Genomic DNA, 17,975 nt, shown 5'->3' on the forward strand with positions numbered 1-17,975 from the left:
CTCCCAGCAGGATGCCCGCATGTTTACCGTTCTTCACGCCAATCACCTCGAGGACCTGCGCGATCTGGCCCTCAAGGTGATCAAGGCCGCGCCTCAGCCTCCGCTGGTGCCGGAAACCTTCCTCGTCCAGTCCAACGGCATGGCCCAGTGGCTGAGATTGTCATTGGCCGAGGCCGATGGCATCGCCGCCTCGGTGGATTTTCCACTGCCCTCAAGCTTCGTGTGGCGTGCCTATCGCGGGGTATTGGGCGGCGTGCTGGGCGACGAGATTCCGGAACTGTCGCCCTTTGACAAGGGCCCGCTTGCCTGGCGTCTGCTGCGCCTGCTGCCGGGGCTGCTGGCCGATGAATCCCAGGCCGAATGCTATGCGCCGCTCAGGGATTACCTGTGCCGCGACGAGCGTGGCCAGCTGATCGAGGCGGTCGGTGAGGACGCATTGCCAGCGCTGCCCGAAGGCCCGGAGGCTGAGCGTCAGCAGTGGCAGCTGGCCTGCCAGCTGGCGGATCTGTTCGATCAGTACCTCAACTATCGCCCCGAGTGGGTACGCAGTTGGGAGAGCGGGCTTGAAGACGACAACTTCCGGGATGCCTTCGCGCGCCAGCAGGCCGCAAGCGAGCTGCCGGCCAATCTGCTGCCCGACAACCTGCCGGACAGCCAGCAGTGGCAGCCGGCACTGTGGCGCGCGGTGCTGGCCGATGCGCCATCCAGCAGCCGCCAGCATCACCGCGCCGCCCTGCATGGTCGCTTCGTCGCGGCGGCGCGCGCGCTGGAGACACTGCCCTCGACACGTCGTCATCCGCTGCCGCCACGCCTGTTCGTGTTCGGTATCTCGGCGTTGCCGGGCCAGACGCTGGATGCGCTGCATGCGCTGTCCGGGGTGATGGACATCTACCTGATGATCACCAATCCCTGCCGCCATTACTGGGGCGATATCGTCTCCGACCGCGAAGCCGTGCGGCGCAGTTCGCGAGCAGACAGCCAGCGCATGGACAGCGAGCGCCTCGCGCAACAGCGTGCCCGTCACCCCGAGGCACCGGCGCTGATCGGGCTGGCAGAGGAGGAGTTGCACCTCAAGGCCAACCCGCTGCTGGCAGGGCTTGGCGCACAGGGGCGTGACTTCATCGTCAGCCTGTATGAATTCGAGAGCGCGCTGTCGGGGCGTGACAGCGGCTTCGATCTCGAGCTGGACGTCTTCGTGCCGCGCATCAGCGAGGACACGCCACCCGAGCAGGCACCGCTGCTGCAGCAGATCCAGGACGAGATACTCGAACTGGTCCACCCCGGCGAGCGTGCCCTGGCCGAGGGCAGTCCGCGGGCGCTCGCGGCCGATGACGACTCCATCAGTCTGGTCAGCGCCCACTCGGCGCTGCGCGAGGTCGAGATCCTCCACGACCGTCTGCTGGCGGCCTTCGAGCGGGCCCATGACGCCGAGAAACGTGGCGAGGGCGAGCCGCTGCGGCCGCGCGACATCCTGGTGATGGTGCCGGACATCGACCGATATGCTCCCTATATCGAGGCGGTCTTCGGTCAGCTGCCGCCGGGCAATCCGCGCCATATTCCCTTCACCATCGCCGACCGCGTGGCCAGTCAGGCCAACCCGCTGCTCGGGCTGGTGCTGATGCTGCTGGAACTGCCGGAGCGGCGCCTCGGCGTCAGCGAGGTGCTGGATGCGCTGGATGTCGCTGCCTTCCGGCGTCGTTTCGCCATCGAGGAGGGTGAGCTCGAGCGTCTGCGGCGCTGGCTGGCCGACAGCGGCGTGCGCTGGGGCCTCTCCGGCGAGCACCGCGAGCAGCTCGGCTTCATGCCCCTCGATGAAAACAGCTGGCGCTTCGGGCTCGAGCGCATGCTGCTGGGCTACGCCACCGGCGCCCCGGCGGCCGGCTCCCCGGTGGCCGGCCGCCCCGCGCAGGGGGGAGTTGGCGATGAGCAGAGCGCTGACCTGATGGACGATCTGATGGACGGCCTTGTCGACATGAATGGCCTGAGCTTCGATGGCGTGGTGCCCTTCGATGAAGTGGCCGGTCTCGAGGCCGAGCTGGCAGGCAAGGTCGGCGAGCTGATCGAGAGCCTGGATCGCTGGCGGCGCTGGCTGGATACCTCGCGCACGCCGGCGGATTGGGCCACCACGCTGCAGCGGCTGTGGGAGGAGAGCCTCAGCCCGGACAGCGCCGAGGAATTCGACATTCTGGCGCGTCTGCAGGCGGCGCTCTCGCGCCTCGACAAGGGCTGGCAGCAGGCCGGTTTCGAGGGCTGCCTGTCGCTCAAGGTGGTGCGCGAGGCGCTGCGCGGCGAGCTGGACAGCGGTGGTCTCGCCCAGCGCTTCCTCGCCGGGCGCGTCAACTTCGCCACCCTGATGCCGATGCGTGCGATTCCCTTCCGCGAAGTGCACCTGCTGGGCATGAACGATGGCGACTACCCGCGGGTGCGCATGCCGCAGGATTTCGACCTGATGGCCAGCCGCCCGCAGGCGGGCGACCGCTCACGGCGCGACGATGATCGCTACCTGTTCCTGGAGGCGCTGCTGGCGGCGCGGGATCGTCTGTCGATCTCGTGGGTGGGGCGTGACCAGCGCGACAACGGCGAGCGGCCACCCTCGGTGCTGGTCGGTGAACTGCTCGACTACATCGAGCTGGGCTGGGAGCCCGAGCAAAGTTCGCAGCCGCACTCCGCCAAGCGTTCGCGTGAGGCGGCGCTGCGTGAGCGCCTGATCACCGAGCACCCGCTGCAGCCGTTCTCGCGGCGCTATTTCCATGCCTCCCAGGCGGCGGTCGTCGATCTGTTCAGCTATGACGCCAGCTGGTCGAGCCTGTATCGCGCGGCGGGTCAGGCTCAAGTGACTGAAACACTTCAGGAAAACCCAAGCAATGCCAGTCAGGTAAAAGCGGCGGCCACGACTGCCTTGAGGCAGCTGGTGGAGCAGGCGCCGGAGTCCCATCTGCGCCTCGGTGCCGATTCGCTGGCGCGCTTCCTGCGCCGCCCCTGGCAGCTGGGGCTGGACCGCGTCGGCGTGCGCTTTCGCGATGCCGAGGTGCCGGATGAAGACAATGAACCCTTCGCCCCCGACGGGCTGGAGAACTTCACCCTGACCCGCGAGCTGCTGGACGCCGCGCTTGCCGGGCAGTCACTGCCGCTGGCCGCCGAACGTCTGCGCCGGGCCGGGCGGCTGCCGGCGCTGGGCTTTGCCGATGCCTTGATCGAACCGCGCCTCAAGCGTCTCGACCAGCAGTTGGCCAGCTGGCGTGACCAGCTCAGCGATGCCATCTCGCTGCCGCCGCGCACCCTCGAGGTACCGCTGATCATGCAGGATGAGGGCGGCGAGATGTTGCGTGTGACTCTCACCACGCGCTTGATCAGCCGTCAGCAGCTGCGCGATGACGCCGAGGGCGAAAGCCGCCTGCTGGCCACGCTGGAGGCGACCCACTTCGGCACCCTCAAGCCCGGCAAGGAAGGGCGCTACAAGAAGCTCGGCAAGCCGCATCGTCTGCTGGCCGGCTATCTCGACTGGCTGATGGCCAATGCGCGCCCCGGCCTCGGGGAAGTGGCAGGTGATCAGGGTGCAAGCCGTGAGGGCTATCAGTGGCTGGCGGTGTTCGAGGACCGCTGGCTGCTGTTCCCCGCGCTGCGCATCGAGCAGGCCGAGGCCGCGCTGCGCCATCTCGTCAAGGCGTATGCTCAGGGCTGGCAGGCACCGCTGGCGGCCGCGCTGGAACTGGCGACCACGCTCTGGGAGGTGGTGGGCGAGGAGGATCGCAATGCCTTGTTCGGCGCGCTCAAGGCGCAGGCCGCTGATGGCAGCGCAAACCTTGAGACGGCGCTGGCCGCCATTCACAAGCCCTGGCTTGCCGACAGCCTGACGCGCGCCATGGAAACCCGCTTCAGCGAAGACATCTTCAAGGGCCCCCAGGCGCTCAGGCGGCAGGAAGGCGCGCTGGGCGAGCTGTGGCCGGAGTTCGAGGCCTTTGCACAGGCCGGCGGCGTGCTCAACAGCGTGCAGCTCTACCAGCCACTGATCGAGAGCATGATCGGTGTGCGGCAGGGCATTCTCGGCGAACGCGCGGTGGAGCTTGCCACCGGGAAGGCGACGTCATGAGCGATACCGAAGTGGAAGACATGCGCGGTGTGGAGAGTGGCGTGAGGAGTGGCATCGCTCAGGACAAGGAAGCGGCAATGTGTGACGAGATGGATCAGAGCCAGCAGGGCCAGGCCCTCGATATTCCGACGCTGCCGCTGCTCGGTCAGCATCTGATCGAGGCGAGTGCCGGCACCGGCAAGACCTTCACCCTCGCCGCGCTCTACGTGCGGCTGGTGCTCGGGCCCTTGCCTGGCCAGGACGCGGGCGTCTGCTATCCGCGCCCGCTGACGCCGCCGGAGATTCTGGTGGTGACCTTCACCGAAGCCGCCACTGCTGAGCTGCGTGACCGTATTCGGGCACGCCTCAAGCAGGCGCGTGAGGCGCTGCTGGAGCGTGCCAGTCCTGATCCGGTGCTGGCCGAGTTGCTCGCGCCGCTGCTGACATCATCACCTGCCGAGGACGCAGCGCGCCTCAAGGCCGCCGCGGCACGACGTCTCGATCAGGCAGCGCGCCTGATGGATGACGCCGCCATCTTCACCATCCACGGCTTCTGCCAGCGCATGCTCAGCCGGCATGCCTTCGATGCCGGCGGACGCTTCGGCGCCGAGCTGTTGCAGGATGGCCAGTCGCTGCTGGCGCGCTGCGTCGAGGATTACTGGCGCTGCGAGTTCTATCCGCTGGCCCGCGAGTGGCAGGCCTTGATCCGTGGGCGCTGGGCCGGCCCCGACGCGCTGGGAGAAGAGCTGCGCGGCCTGCTGCGGGATGGCACGCCACGCCCGCTGTACCGCGACGGCGAATGTCTTGAGGCCCCGCATGACCTGAGCGAGCTGCTCGGCAATGCCGAACAGTGGCGTCAGCAGCAGGAGGCCGCCCGGCGCGCCGTCGAGGAAAGCTTCGATGAGGCGGCCATCCGCGCGGTGATGGGTGAGGCCTTCGCCAGCAAGGCGCTCAACGGCAACAGCTACAAGGAGGCCGAGCTCGAGCCCCGCCTGGCGGCGACGGCCGCCTGGCTTGCCAGCGGCGAGCACGACTTCGCCGCCGACATGCTCGACAGCAAGAAGCTGTGCTGGCTGAGTCAGGCCAAGCTCGAGAAGGGCACCAAGAAGAACTGCCAGACGCCGCGCCATCCCTTCTTCGCGGCGCTGGACATGCTGGCCGAGGTGCCCGCCCCGGACGCCGTGCTGCTGGATCAGGTCGCCGTGCACGCGCGTGACAGCGTCGCCCGCGCCCTGATCTGCGAGAAGCGCCGCCTCGGGCTGTGGGAATTCTCGGACCTGCTCAATGATCTCGATCACGCATTGGACCCGACGCTCAATGGCGAGGCCAGCCAGCGTCTGGCGCGCCAGATCCGTCAGGAGCTGCCGGTGGCGATGATCGACGAATTCCAGGATACCGACCCGGTCCAGTACCGCATCTTCCGGCGCATCTATCCGCAGACGGCGGGCGATGGCCCGTCCGACTACGATGCCATCGGCAACGATGCCGTCAATGGCAATGCTGGCGAGGCGCCCAGCACGCTGTTGATGATCGGTGACCCCAAGCAGGCCATCTATGCCTTCCGCGGCGCCGATATCGACACCTATCTGGCGGCGCGCAAGGTCACCAGCTCGCGCTTCACCCTGCCACGCAACTTCCGCTCCAGCGCCGCGATGGTATCCGCGGTGAATGCCCTGTTCGCCCAGCATCAGGCGCCCTTCGGCAGTGAGGACATCCCCTTCCAGCCAGTCGAGGCCCAGGGCACGCGCACCCGGCTGGTGCTGCGTCATCCGGATGGCCGCGAAGAGGCCGCCTGCGCGCTGAATCTGTGGTGGGCCAGCGGTGAGCGTCTGAGCGCCGATGACCACCGCCGTGCCATGAGTGGTGCCTGTCGCGCCCAGATCCAGGCCTTGCTGGAAGGACAGCAGCGTCTGGCGGCGGGCGAGCCGGGGCTGGTATTCATGGATGAAGGGGATGCGACGCCACGTGGCGTGGCCGCCAGCGATATCGCCGTGCTGGTGCGCAATGGCCGCGAGGCCGCAGCGGTGCGGGGCGCGCTGGCCGAAGGCGGCATCCGCAGCGTCTATCTGAGCGAGAAGAGCTCGGTATTCGACACGCCGGAGGCCTTCGAGCTGCTGCAGCTGTTCGAGGCCGTGGCCCATCCGCGTGATGACCGCCGCCTGCGCGCGGCGCTGGCGACGCGGCTGCTGGCCGAGGATCTCTCGCTGGTCGAACGCCTCGCGGTGGATGAGCTGGCCTGGGAGCGTGAGGTCGAGCGCTTCGATGGCTATCACCGCGACTGGCAGCGGCGCGGCGTGCTGCCGATGCTGCGCGGCGTGATGCGCGACTTCCGGGTCGGTGAGCGGTTGGCGGCGCGCGCCGGGGGCGAGCGTGCCCTGACCGACGTGCTGCACCTTGGCGAGCTGGCCCAGAATGCCGCCCAGCGCCTCGATGGCGAGCAGGCGTTGCTGCGCTGGTGGCATCAGGCGCTGGAATCCGGCCATGAGGCGCTGGATAGTGACAGCCTCAGTCAGCGACTGGAAAGTGATGAGGGGCTGGTGCGCGTCGTCACCATCCACAAGTCCAAGGGGCTTGAGTATCCCATCGTGCTGCTGCCGTTCATGGCCAGCTTCCGCGCGGCCGAGCCGGACAGGAATTTCGGCCTGCTGACCCTCAAGCAGCGCTGGCTGGCCACGGCTGACGTGGAAGGTGATGACGAGGGAGGCGCTGACGAGGAAGACGATAACGAGGAAGTGCCTGCTCACAGAGTCGATCAGGAGGATGACGCTCTCGATGACAGCATCCTGGTCAAGAAGCCCTCCAGGGAGGCCATCGCGGCGGCCGACCATGCACGCCTGATGGAAGATGTGCGTCTGCTCTACGTGGCGCTGACGCGTCCCAAGTTCGCCTGCTGGCTGGGGCTGGCGCCTATCGGCAAGGGCGGTTTCAGCAAGCAGCTGAGCCTGCCGTCCACCGCCGTCGGCTACCTGCTTGGCCTGAGTGATACCCCGGATATCGAGGCCAGCGCCATCGAGGCCGCGCTGCACGGCTGGTGTGATCAGCAGTCTGCCGGACTGGCGCGCGTTTCCGGCCTGCCCGCACCAGTAGGCCACGAATATCAGCCCCCGGCGGAGCGCGATCAGCACTTCCACGGCGCGCGCCACTTCGCGGGCGGCATTGAGGATGACTGGTGGATCGCCTCCTACACCGCCTTGCTCACCGATGCCCGTCAGGTGACGGCGGCGCTGGAAGACACCGCCGATGCCGCGGATGACCGCGTGCCCGAGGGCGCCACCGAGATCGCGCTGGAAGAGGGCGAGCAGGGCCTGACGCGCCCGGACCGCGAGGTGGCGGGGCAGTCCGGCCCGCTGCTGGCCGGTGGCCTGCCGATGACGGTGGGCGAGATCCATCTGCATGATTTCCCGCGCGGACCGCGCCCGGGGACCTTCCTGCATGGTCTGCTGGAGGCGGTGGATCTCGATCGCCTCGGCGCGGATGACTATCGCGGCGAGCTTGAACGGCTGGTGGGCTCACGGCTGCATTTCGGTGGCTTCGATGCCAGTTGGCAGCCGCGTCTCACCGACTGGCTGGAGCAGGCGCTGACCCGCCCGCTGCAAGGCTTCGAGGGCGAGCCTATCCTGCTCAACCGGCTGGAGGCCTGGCTGCCGGAGCTGGAATTCTGGCTGCCGGCCGTGCATGCACGCAGTCTGCCGCTGGATGCCGTGGTCACCGCGCTGGAACCGTTGCCGCGCTCGCGGCCCAGGCTCGCGCCACGCCGCATGCACGGCATGCTCAAGGGCTTCATCGATCTGACCTTCCAGTCCGGCGGGCGCTGGTACGTGCTGGACTGGAAATCCAACTATCTGGGCGAGCGCCCCGAGGATTATCTTGGCGAGTCACTGGCCCGCGCCATGGTCGAGCACCGCTACGACCTGCAATACGTGCTCTACACCCTCGCGCTGCATCGCCTGCTCAAGGCGCGCCTCGGCGACGACTACGATTACGAGCGCTGCATGGGCGGGGTGCTGTATGTCTTCCTGCGCGGCCTGGATGCCGGCGGTGATTCACCCGCGCTTGCGGTGGATGAGACTGAAGCGACGCCCGGCCGGCCCCTTGAAGGTACAGCGACGCTTGGCGTGGCGACGCCCGGCGTCTTCCAGCGCCGGCCATCACAGGCGCTGATCGAGGCGCTGGATCTCTGGCTGGGCGGCGACAGCTCCGCATTGGACAGCCTGCTCCTCAACACCACCGACACCTCGCCACTCACGCAAAGCGGCCAGCAGGGGGCCTTCGATGTCTGACACCATGTCTGTGCCAACACAGCAGCTCAGCGCTGCCCCTGACGCCTCGACTGCCGACACCCTGCTCGCCACGCTCGGCCTGTGGGTGGAGCTGGGCTGGCTTAGGCGCGTCGATGCCCATCTGGTGCGCTTCATGGCGCGCCATGTGCCGGAGGCCCCGGCCAGCGTATTGCTGGCGGCCGCGTTGGCCAGCCACCAGCTGGGACGCGGGCATGTGTGCCTGTCGCTGTCGCGGGCGCTGGCCGAGCCACGCGCGACCCTGTCGTTGCCGCCGCTGGAGCAGTCCGAGGCGCATCTGGCCGAGGTCAGCGTGGCCCTGCCGGAAGCCTTCCTGGCGGATCTCGATGCCAGCCGCTGGGCCGAGCAGCTGGCGGCATCGCGGCTGGTCAGCGTGCTGGCGCAGGCCGATTCCCCGGCAGGCCATCTGCCGCTGCGCCCGCTGGTGCTGGTGGGCGAGCGCCTCTATCTGCGCCGTTACTGGCAGGCCGAGCGTGAAGTCGCGGCGGGGCTGCGTGCGCGGATGGGGCCGAGCGAGGAGGGCGAGACGCGGGTCAGCGATGCGCTGGGCGAGCGCCTGTGCGAGCTGTTCGCCAGCAATCAGCCGGACCCGCACGGCGAGCCGGACTGGCAGAAGCTGGCCTGCGCCCTGGCGTTGCGTCAGCGCTTGACGGTGATCTCCGGCGGCCCCGGCACCGGCAAGACCACCACCGTCACGCGACTGTTGGCGCTGTTGCAGGCTCAGGCGCTGGTGGGTGGCGCTGACGGTGCAGAGGGCGAGCTGGAGAGCGCTGAGACAGGCCATCCGCACGAGCGGCGGGCGCTGGATATCCGCCTGGTCGCCCCGACCGGCAAGGCGGCGGCGCGGCTGTCGGAGTCGATCCGGGGGGCGGTGGCGAAGCTCGAGGTGCCAGACGCGGTACGCGCCGCCATCCCGCGCGAGGCAAGCACCGTGCACCGCCTGCTGGGGGCTCGCCCGGATTCGCGCCACTTCCGCCATCACGCGGGCAACCCGCTGGCGCTGGACCTGCTGGTGGTGGATGAGGCCTCGATGGTCGATCTCGACCTGATGGCCGCACTGCTCGGCGCGCTGCCCGCCCACGCCCGCCTGATTCTGCTTGGCGACAAGGACCAGCTGGCCTCGGTGGAAGCCGGCGCCGTGCTGGGCGATCTCTGCGAGCATGCGCTGCCGCCGCGCTACTCACCGGCATTGTGTGCCGACTTGAGCCGCCTGACCTGCGAAACGCTGGAACAGGCCATCGCCGCGCCTGATGGCCAGGACTTGGAGGAAACATCAGCGACACGTGGCCGCCTCGCCGATCACGTGGTGGTGCTGCAGAAGAGCTATCGCTTCTCTGCCGACAGTGGCATCGGCGCCCTGGCACGCGCCAGCAACGCCGGGGATCGTCAGGCGCTGCGCGATGTCTGGAAGGCCGGTTATCGCGACATCGCCTGGCTCAAGCTCAGTGGCCCGGAGGACCGCGATCTCGAGAAGCTGGTAGTCAATGGTTACCGCCCGGCGCTGGAGGCCGTGCGTGAGCGGCGTCCGGCGCGTGAGGTGATCGACCTGCTGCTCGAGTTCCAGCTGCTGTGCGCGTTGCGCCGTGGCCCCTACGGCGTCGATGGCCTCAACCAGCGCGTGGCGCGGGTGCTGATGCGGCGCGGCCTGATCGCGGACGAGCGCGGCTGGTACGCCGGTCGCCCGGTGATGGTGACGCGCAACGACCGCGCGCTGGGACTCTACAACGGCGATGTCGGCATCACTCTGCCGGACCCCGCTGCCGGCGGGCGCCTGCGCGTGTTCTTCCCGGTCGAGGAGGAGGCGACGCCAGACACCGAGCGTGATGAGCAGGACACCGACATCCAGCGCTTCCACCGTGGCGTGCGCGCGGTATTGCCGTCACGCCTCGAGGCGGTGGAGACCGTCTTCGCGATGACGGTCCACAAGTCGCAGGGTTCCGAGTTCCGCCATGTGTTATTCGTGTTGCCTGAGGGCGCCAACCCGATTCTGACCCGCGAGCTGGTCTATACCGGCATCACGCGGGCCAAGTCGCGGGTCACGCTGGCGGGAACCCGCCGCGAGACGCTGGAAGGCGCCATTGAACGACGCGTGGTGAGAGCCAGCGGGCTGGTGCTCTAGGCCGGACACCGACGGATGACCGTCATCTCCGGCTCCGCCGCGCTCGACGGGAGGAGGGGACATGACGGACGTCAGCAGTCGCGTGAAGGAAAGGGCGCAGCCACAGAGCGAGATGCATGCCGTGGCGCTGGCCACGGCGGCCAGTCAGCTCAAGGACCCGCAGGCGGCAGTGGCCGAGCTTGCCCGAACGCTTGATCTGGCGCTGGGGAGTCGTGAGCGGCTCGGCGGGGTGCTGTTCTTCTGCTCGGCGGATTATCCGCTGGCGGCACTGGGCCAGGCGCTGGCCGCCACCTTCGCCGAGGTGCCGGTGAGCGGCTGCACCACCGCCGGCGAGATCACGCCCGAGGGCTATGCGCGCGGCTCCATCACCGCCATCGGCCTTGCGCGCAGTGACTTCGCGCTGGCGCAGGTGCTGATCGATGACCTGAGCGGTTTCGATCTTCCGCGTGCCCAGGCGCTGAGTGATGAGTTGCTGGCGCGTTGTCGCGAGCAGGCCGTGGCGCCGGTGATGGGCAACAGCTTCGCGCTGACGCTGCTCGATGGGCTCTCGAGCAGCGAGGAGCAGGTGCTGGCGACGCTGGATGCGGCGCTGGGCAGCATCCCCGCCTTCGGTGGCTCCGCCGGGGATGACAATCGCCTGTCGCACACCTATGTCTACGCCGACGGCGTCTTCCATGATCAGGCGGCGGTCGTGGTGGTGGTCAATACGCGGCTGCCATTCGAGGTCATCAGCACCCATCACCTCACGCCGCTGGCTGACAAGCTGGTGGTGACGGCGGTGGATCGCGATTCGCGCCGCGTGCTGGAGTTGAATGCCGAACCCGCCGCCGAGGAGTACGCCCGGCTGGCCGGCGTCGCGCCCGAGGCGCTGGAGGAGGCGGTCTTCGCGCGTTGCCCGCTGGCGGTGCGCATCGGCGAGGCGCATTACGTGCGCTCCATCCAGCGCGTGAATGAGGATGCCAGCCTGAGTTTCTACTGCGCGGTGGAGACCGGCATCGTGCTCACTGCCATGCAGGCCACGCCGATTCTCGAGCAGCTCGAGCAGCGCCTGGCCGAGGTGGAGGCGCGCCTGGGGCCGCCCGCGCTGACCATCGGCTGCGACTGCTTCCTGCGGCGCATGGAGATCGAGGCGCTGGCACTGGAGGATGAGGCCTCGCGCATGCTCAGGCGGCACCGGGTGATCGGCTTCAATACCTATGGTGAGCAGCACCACGGCATGCACATCAACCAGACCTTCACAGGGGTGGTGATCGGCCAGCGCCGCTCGGTTGCCGACGGCACGGGAGGAGAGGATGTCGCCTGATACGCCGCTGACCGAGCAGGGTTTTCTGACTGAGACGGACGCTCAAAGCGCCGAACTCGCCGCCCTCAAGGCACGCAATCGCCAGCTGGAGAAGATCAACGCCGCCCTGATCGAGCGGGTCGAATCCAGCAGCCCTTCACCGAGCGCGCCCTACGCCGCCTTCGAACATGCGGTGCTGCTGGCGGATCAGGTGCGCGAGCGCACCGATGCCCTGCATCGCACCCTCGATGAGCTGGGGGCACTCAATCGACGCCTCACCGCCGCCAAGGCCGCCGCCGAGGCGGCCAACCACTCCAAGACCCGCTTTCTCGCTGCCATCAGCCATGACCTGCTGCAACCCCTGAATGCCGCCCGGCTATTCGCCAGCGCCCTGGAAGAGCAACTGGCGCGGCTGGCGCTGAATGATTCCGTGCCGGGCGATGCCATTTCTGACGTCACGCCGGGCGACGCTTCGCAGGGCGTCTCCACGCCCGGCGAGCTGGTGGCGCGGCTGGGGCGCTCGCTGGCAGATGTCGAGAGCCTGCTGGGCACGCTGGTCGATATCTCGCGGCTGGATGCCGGCGTGCTGACGGCGGATGTCGCCATCTTCCCGGTGCGTGAACTGCTGGATGTGCTCGCCGAGGAATATCGCCAGCTGGGCGCCGCCCGTGGGCTCGAGCTGCATTACGTGGCCAGTCATCTGAGTATCGAGTCGGACCTGCAATTGCTGGCGCGAGTGGTGCGCAACTTCCTGAGCAATGCGCTGCGCCATGTGCCGGATGGCTCGACGCGCGGGCGGGTGCTGCTGGGGTGTCGGCGCCGCGGTGACTGGCTGGAGATCACCGTGGCCGACAACGGCCCCGGCATCGCCGAGCATCAGCGCGAGGTGGTCTTCCAGGAATTCCGACGTCTGGCGCCGCGCCAGGACAACGAGCAGCGCGGCCTCGGGCTGGGGCTGGCGATCGTCAAGCGCATCACCGGCCTGCTGGAGCACCCCCTGTCGCTGACCAGCACGCCGGGGCGCGGCGCCGCCTTCGCGGTCCGCGTGCCGATTCGTCAGCCTGCCAGTGTGGTGGGCTCGGCGGCTGACGCCTCTTCTACTGGCCAGCCTTGCGCGTCACCGCTCACGCAGCCGCTGCTCGATACCGTTATCTGGGTGGTCGAGGATGATCGGGAGGTGTGTGCCGGCATGCAGTCATTGCTCGGGGGCTGGGGCGCGAGTGTTTACTGCGCCGAGGATGCCGAGGTGCTGTTGCAGCAGGCCGTGGCCGCGCCGCAGGTCTTGATCGTCGATCATCAGCTTGGGGAAGGGCAGCCCGATGGCCTCAAGCAGGCGCAACGCCTGCGGCAACGCTGGCCGGGCCTGCCGGTGGTGGTGATCAGCGCGGACCACTCGGCGCCGCTCAAGGCCAGGGCGCGTGCGCTCGGGTTCGGGTTTCTGCTCAAGCCCGTCAAGCCACTGCGCCTGCGCCAGTTGCTGGTCAATTGTCGCTAGCCGCGCGCAGAAGTGCTGGAAGAGATGCTGGAAGGGGGGAGAAAGAAGCTGGAAAGGGGACTAGGGAGGGGTTGAAAAAGACAATGGCAAATAGGCGTCCGCCACGGGGGGGGATTGAAGGAGCCTATCGAGCATCACGCTTATTTTTAATGAGAATCAATGGCATTTGGCGTGTATGCTGGTCCCATAGCCTCCCGCATATTTCATTATCTGTTCGCGGGTCATTGATCTGGCAGGTTTTCCCCCCATGCTGAATGTCATGTCCGATAAATCCGTACGTCATGCCGCAAGCATGTCACTGGGCAGCGAAGGCGACGCCTCTGCTGCCGGTGGTGCGCACACAGCTTCCCCTGTCCGTCTCGCTGGCCGCCTGCGCCGCGCCTTGCCATTCCTCGGCCCGGCGATGATCGCCGCCGTCGCCTATATCGACCCGGGCAACTTCGCGACCAACATCGAGGCCGGCTCCCGCTATGGCTACACCCTGCTGTGGGTGGTGCTGTGGGCCAACCTGATGGCGATGTTGATCCAGACCCTGTCCGCGCGGCTGGGGCTGGCGACCGGCAAGAATCTGGCCGAGGTCATCCGTGAACGCTTCCCGCGTCCGGTGGTGTGGGCCTTCTGGGTGCAGGCGGAGATCGTCGCCATTGCGACCGATCTGGCTGAATTCCTGGGGGCGGCGCTGGCCTTCAATCTGCTGTTCGGGCTCAGCATGCTGGAAGGGGCGCTGCTGACCGGCGCCATCACCTATGCGGTGCTGGTGATGCAGCGTTTCGGCTTCCGCATGATGGAAATGATCATCGGCGCGATGATACTGGCGGTCTCGGCGGGTTTCCTGCTCGAGATCATTCTCAGTCGTCCGCCGGTGGAGCCGATCATCTACGGTCTGCTGTCGCCGAACTTCCCGGATAGCCATGCCATCTTCCTGGCGGCGGGTATCCTCGGTGCCACCGTGATGCCCCACGTCATCTACCTGCATTCCGCACTGTCCCAGAATCGCATCCGAGTGCGTGACAGCGGTCAGCGCCGTCGCGTGATGGGCTACTACCGTCTGGATGTCATCATCGGCATGGCGCTGGCCGGCTTGATCAACATGGCGATGCTGGTGCTGGCCGCCAAGGTCTTCCACGGCAACGGCGAGACCGGCGTGGCCTCCATCACCGAGAGCTACAAGCTGCTGTCGCCGCTGATGGGGCAGGATGCGGCGAGTCTCATCTTCGGCTTCACGCTGCTGCTGGCGGGGCTGTCCTCCTCCATCGTCGGCACCCTGTCCGGTCAGGTGGTGATGCAGGGCTTCGTCAACTTCCGCATTCCGATGTGGCTGCGCCGCGTGATCACCATGGCGCCGGCCATCGCCATCATCCTGATGGAGCTGCCGGAGCAGCAGGTGCTGGTCGCAAGCCAGGTGGTACTCAGCTTCGGGATTCCCTTCGCGCTGGTGCCGCTGTTGATGTTCACCGCCAACCGCCGCCTGATGGGAGACCTGGTCAATCGTCACTGGGTGACGGCCATCGGGGTGCTGGTCGCGGCGATCATCATCCTGCTCAATGGCTATGTGCTGGTCGGCGAGCTGATGTAGGCCCCATGCTTTATGCCCCAGTTCCTATGCCCTTGTGAGAGGTAAAAGCCCTGCTGGTGGCAGGACCTCGCAACGCCCCGCTGTGTGCCTCATTCGTGAGCGCCCCGGCGGGGCGTTGCGCGTTGTGGGGCGGCAGGGCGCGCGCTCGCGCCAGACATGGCAGGCAGGGCGTGGCTGGCCAGCAGAATCGCCTGTACCCGGCTGGCGACCCCCAGCTTGTGCAGGATGGCGGAGACATGCGACTTGACGGTGGTCTCCGCCACGCCCAGCTGCCAGGCGATCATCTTGTTGGATTCGCCCAGCACCATGCGCTCCAGCACGCCGCGCTGCTTGGTGGTGAGGGTCTGCCAGCGCTGCGCGAATTCCGCCTCGCTGAGGCTCGGCGCGAGTTGAGGCGCTGGCGATGGCACTGGTGCTGAGGCCGATACTGAGGCTGAGGAGGAAGCCGCCTGGCTCGCCAGCGCCGGGCGCGGGGCGGCGCGCATCAGTCGAGCGGGCACATAGACCTCACCGGCCAGCATGCGCGCGAGCGCCTCGCGCAATACCTCCGCCGAGCTCGACTTGGAGAGATAGCCGACCGCGCCGAGTGCCAAGGCCTCCAGCACCGTCTCGCGCGCCTCGTGGGCGGAGAGAATCGCCACCGGCAGCCAGTCTGCCTCCTGGCGCAAGCGCATCAGGCCTTCCAGGCCGTGGCTGTCGGGCAGGTCGAGATCCAGCAGCAGCAGGTCGAGGCTATCGGCATGCGCGTCGATGAGGCTGAGCGTCTCGGCGAGACTGGCGGCCTGCAGCAGCTCGTAGGGCGGTGCCGGGGCGTCAGCGACGCTCAGACTCAGGGTACGACTGATGGCATCACGGAACAGCGGATGGTCATCCGCGATCAACAGACGGTACATGGAGGCTCCTGGCCGGTGGCGGGCGATATCCTGAGCATGGCTTTTCTTAACATGACGATCCTGATCATGACCTTGCTGATCATAGCTACCCTGAGCATAACGTCATGGCGTGGTGTCGTGCCTTGCGGCCTTCGCGGTATGGCGGCGTTCGTTTCTCCTTCCTTTTCTCCTCCCAAGGGATGAGACGGTCTCCGCCCATGGGGGCATGTCGCGATTGGCGTCGGTGGTCAAGACTGTGAGAGTCGCCTGATCAAGATGCTCTCGATAGAGCGGGTAGCGGGTCAGCGCCAACGGGGCCACTGCAGAAGGGCCAACACAGGCGTTTCGCTGACACGACAACGACTTCTCAGCAGCGACAACGACTTCTCAGCAACGATAACGACTGTGCAGCAATGACAACAACAGGCCGTCGATCACGAGCGCCACTCGTGAATCCGGCCAACAGGAGTTCGCCATGATCTACGCCTCCCCGGGCAGCGCCGATGCGCTGGTCACGTTCAAGGATATCTACGGCAACTATATCGGCGGTCGCTTCGTCGAGCCGGTGAAGGGTGAGTACTTCGACAATGTCAGCCCGGTGACGGGCGAGGCCTTCTGCCGTATCCCGCGTTCGAGTGCGGAGGATATCGACCTCGCGCTGGACGCCGCCCACAAGGCAGCCGCTGCCTGGGGCAAGACCTCGGTGCAGGAGCGCTCCAACATCCTGCTCAAGATCGCGGATCGCATCGAGCAGAACCTCGAGATGCTGGCCGTCGCCGAGACCTGGGACAACGGCAAGGCGGTGCGCGAGACGCTGAACGCCGATATTCCGCTGGCGGCGGACCACTTCCGTTACTTCGCCGGTTGCCTGCGCTCCCAGGAAGGCACCGCGGCGGATATCGACGCCAATACCGTCTCCTACCACTTCCATGAGCCGCTGGGCGTGGTCGGGCAGATCATCCCGTGGAACTTCCCGATTTTGATGGCGGCCTGGAAGCTCGGCCCGGCGCTGGCGGCCGGCAACTGCGTGGTGCTCAAGCCGGCGGAACAGACCCCGGCCTCGATTCTGGTGCTCGCGGAGCTGATCAATGACCTGCTGCCGGCGGGCGTGCTCAACATCGTCAACGGCTACGGGGCCGAGGCCGGTCAGGCGCTGGCCACCAGCAAGCGCATCGCCAAGATCGCCTTCACCGGCTCCACTCCCGTGGGCTCGCACATTCTCAAGTGCGCCGCCGACAGCATCATCCCCTCCACGGTGGAGCTGGGCGGCAAGTCGCCCAACATCTACTTCGCCGACATCATGAATGCCGAACCCGAATTCATCGACAAGGCCGCCGAAGGCCTGGTGCTGGCGTTCTTCAATCAGGGCGAGGTGTGCACCTGCCCGTCGCGTGCCCTGATCCAGGAAAGCATCTACGACGACTTCATGGCCCGAGTGATGGAGCGCGTGAAGACCATCAAGCGCGGCAACCCGCTGGACACCGACGTACAGGTCGGCGCCCAGGCCTCCCGCGAGCAGTTCGACAAGATCATGTCCTACATGGATGTCGCCCGCGAGGAAGGCGCCGAGGTGCTCACCGGCGGCAGCAGCGAGCAGCTGGAGAACGAGCTGGCCAACGGCTATTACATCCAGCCGACCCTGCTCAAGGGCAACAACTCGATGCGTGTCTTCCAGGAGGAGATCTTCGGGCCGGTGGTGGCCGTCACCACCTTCCGTGACGAGGCCGAGGCGCTGGCCATCGCCAATGACACCGAATTCGGTCTCGGCGCCGGCGTCTGGAGCCGCGACATGAACGTCGCCTTCCGCATGGGGCGCGGCATCCAGGCCGGTCGCGTGTGGACCAACTGCTACCACCAGTATCCCGCCCATGCCGCCTTCGGTGGCTACAAGAAATCCGGTGTCGGTCGCGAGACCCACAAGATGGCACTGGAGCACTACCAGCAGACCAAGAACCTGCTGGTCAGCTACGACATCAATCCGCTCGGCTTCTTCTAGGCCTGTCTGGCAGCGCCACCGCGACTGGTGGTGCTGCACGACTCCCGCGATTCTTGCTTGAGAAATGACATCGATGCCCGCGCCAGATCCGATTGCTTGATCTGGCGCAGGGCAGGGAGCGCTGCGTCTGGTTTCAATGGAGAGGCAAGCTTTGCACTGGTCTGAGTGCAGGCATAGGCGCTGGCACGGGCGCTGGCGCATGCAGGCGCCAGCCCACACTCTCCGGCGCAACTCTCCGCCGCAGCTCTGCTGGTTCGTCTGTCTTGAA

General features: G+C 67.2%; 8 protein-coding genes. 7 read left to right on the forward strand and 1 reads right to left on the reverse strand.

Going from position 1 to position 17,975, the window contains the following annotated elements:
* Positions 1–19: 19 nt before the first annotated feature.
* From recC to CLAM6_RS02535, 6 genes are all read left to right on the forward strand, one after another.
* Positions 20–4,090, forward strand: a complete 4,071-nt coding sequence (recC, locus tag CLAM6_RS02510) for an exodeoxyribonuclease V subunit gamma (protein WP_052384470.1) — start codon at positions 20–22, stop codon at positions 4,088–4,090.
* Entirely contained in the window at positions 4,087–8,349 is a 4,263-nt protein-coding gene (gene recB / locus CLAM6_RS02515) for an exodeoxyribonuclease V subunit beta (RefSeq protein WP_052384469.1), read from the forward strand. Before recC ends, recB begins: the two co-directional genes overlap by 4 nt.
* A complete protein-coding gene (gene recD, locus CLAM6_RS02520; protein WP_043333121.1) occupies positions 8,342–10,486 on the forward strand; it encodes an exodeoxyribonuclease V subunit alpha in 2,145 nt (714 codons plus the stop codon). The genes recB and recD overlap by 8 nt, the downstream gene beginning before the upstream one ends.
* 112 nt (positions 10,487–10,598) lie before the next feature.
* Positions 10,599–11,789 (forward strand): nitric oxide-sensing protein NosP, encoded by a 1,191-nt coding sequence (nosP, locus tag CLAM6_RS02525; protein WP_052384481.1) that lies wholly within the window; start codon positions 10,599–10,601, stop codon positions 11,787–11,789.
* Entirely contained in the window at positions 11,779–13,263 is a 1,485-nt protein-coding gene (locus CLAM6_RS02530; RefSeq protein WP_052384468.1) for an ATP-binding response regulator, read from the forward strand. Before nosP ends, CLAM6_RS02530 begins: the two co-directional genes overlap by 11 nt.
* A 259-nt stretch (positions 13,264–13,522) precedes the next feature.
* Entirely contained in the window at positions 13,523–14,839 is a 1,317-nt protein-coding gene (locus CLAM6_RS02535; protein ID WP_240548686.1) for an Nramp family divalent metal transporter, read from the forward strand.
* An 89-nt stretch (positions 14,840–14,928) separates the two neighbouring features.
* Here CLAM6_RS02535 and CLAM6_RS02540 read toward each other — a convergent pair whose 3' ends face one another.
* Positions 14,929–15,732, reverse strand: a complete 804-nt coding sequence (locus CLAM6_RS02540) for a response regulator (RefSeq protein ID WP_052384467.1) — start codon at positions 15,730–15,732, stop codon at positions 14,929–14,931.
* Positions 15,733–16,186: 454 nt separating this feature from the next.
* Between CLAM6_RS02540 and exaC the strand changes: the two genes are divergently transcribed.
* Positions 16,187–17,707: an acetaldehyde dehydrogenase ExaC gene (exaC, locus tag CLAM6_RS02545; RefSeq protein ID WP_043333120.1), complete on the forward strand. Its 1,521-nt coding sequence runs from the start codon at positions 16,187–16,189 to the stop codon at positions 17,705–17,707.
* The last annotated feature ends 268 nt before the right edge of the window (positions 17,708–17,975 follow it).

Source organism: Cobetia sp. AM6 (assembly GCF_009617955.1).
Classification (GTDB): Bacteria; Pseudomonadota; Gammaproteobacteria; order Pseudomonadales; family Halomonadaceae; genus Cobetia; species Cobetia amphilecti.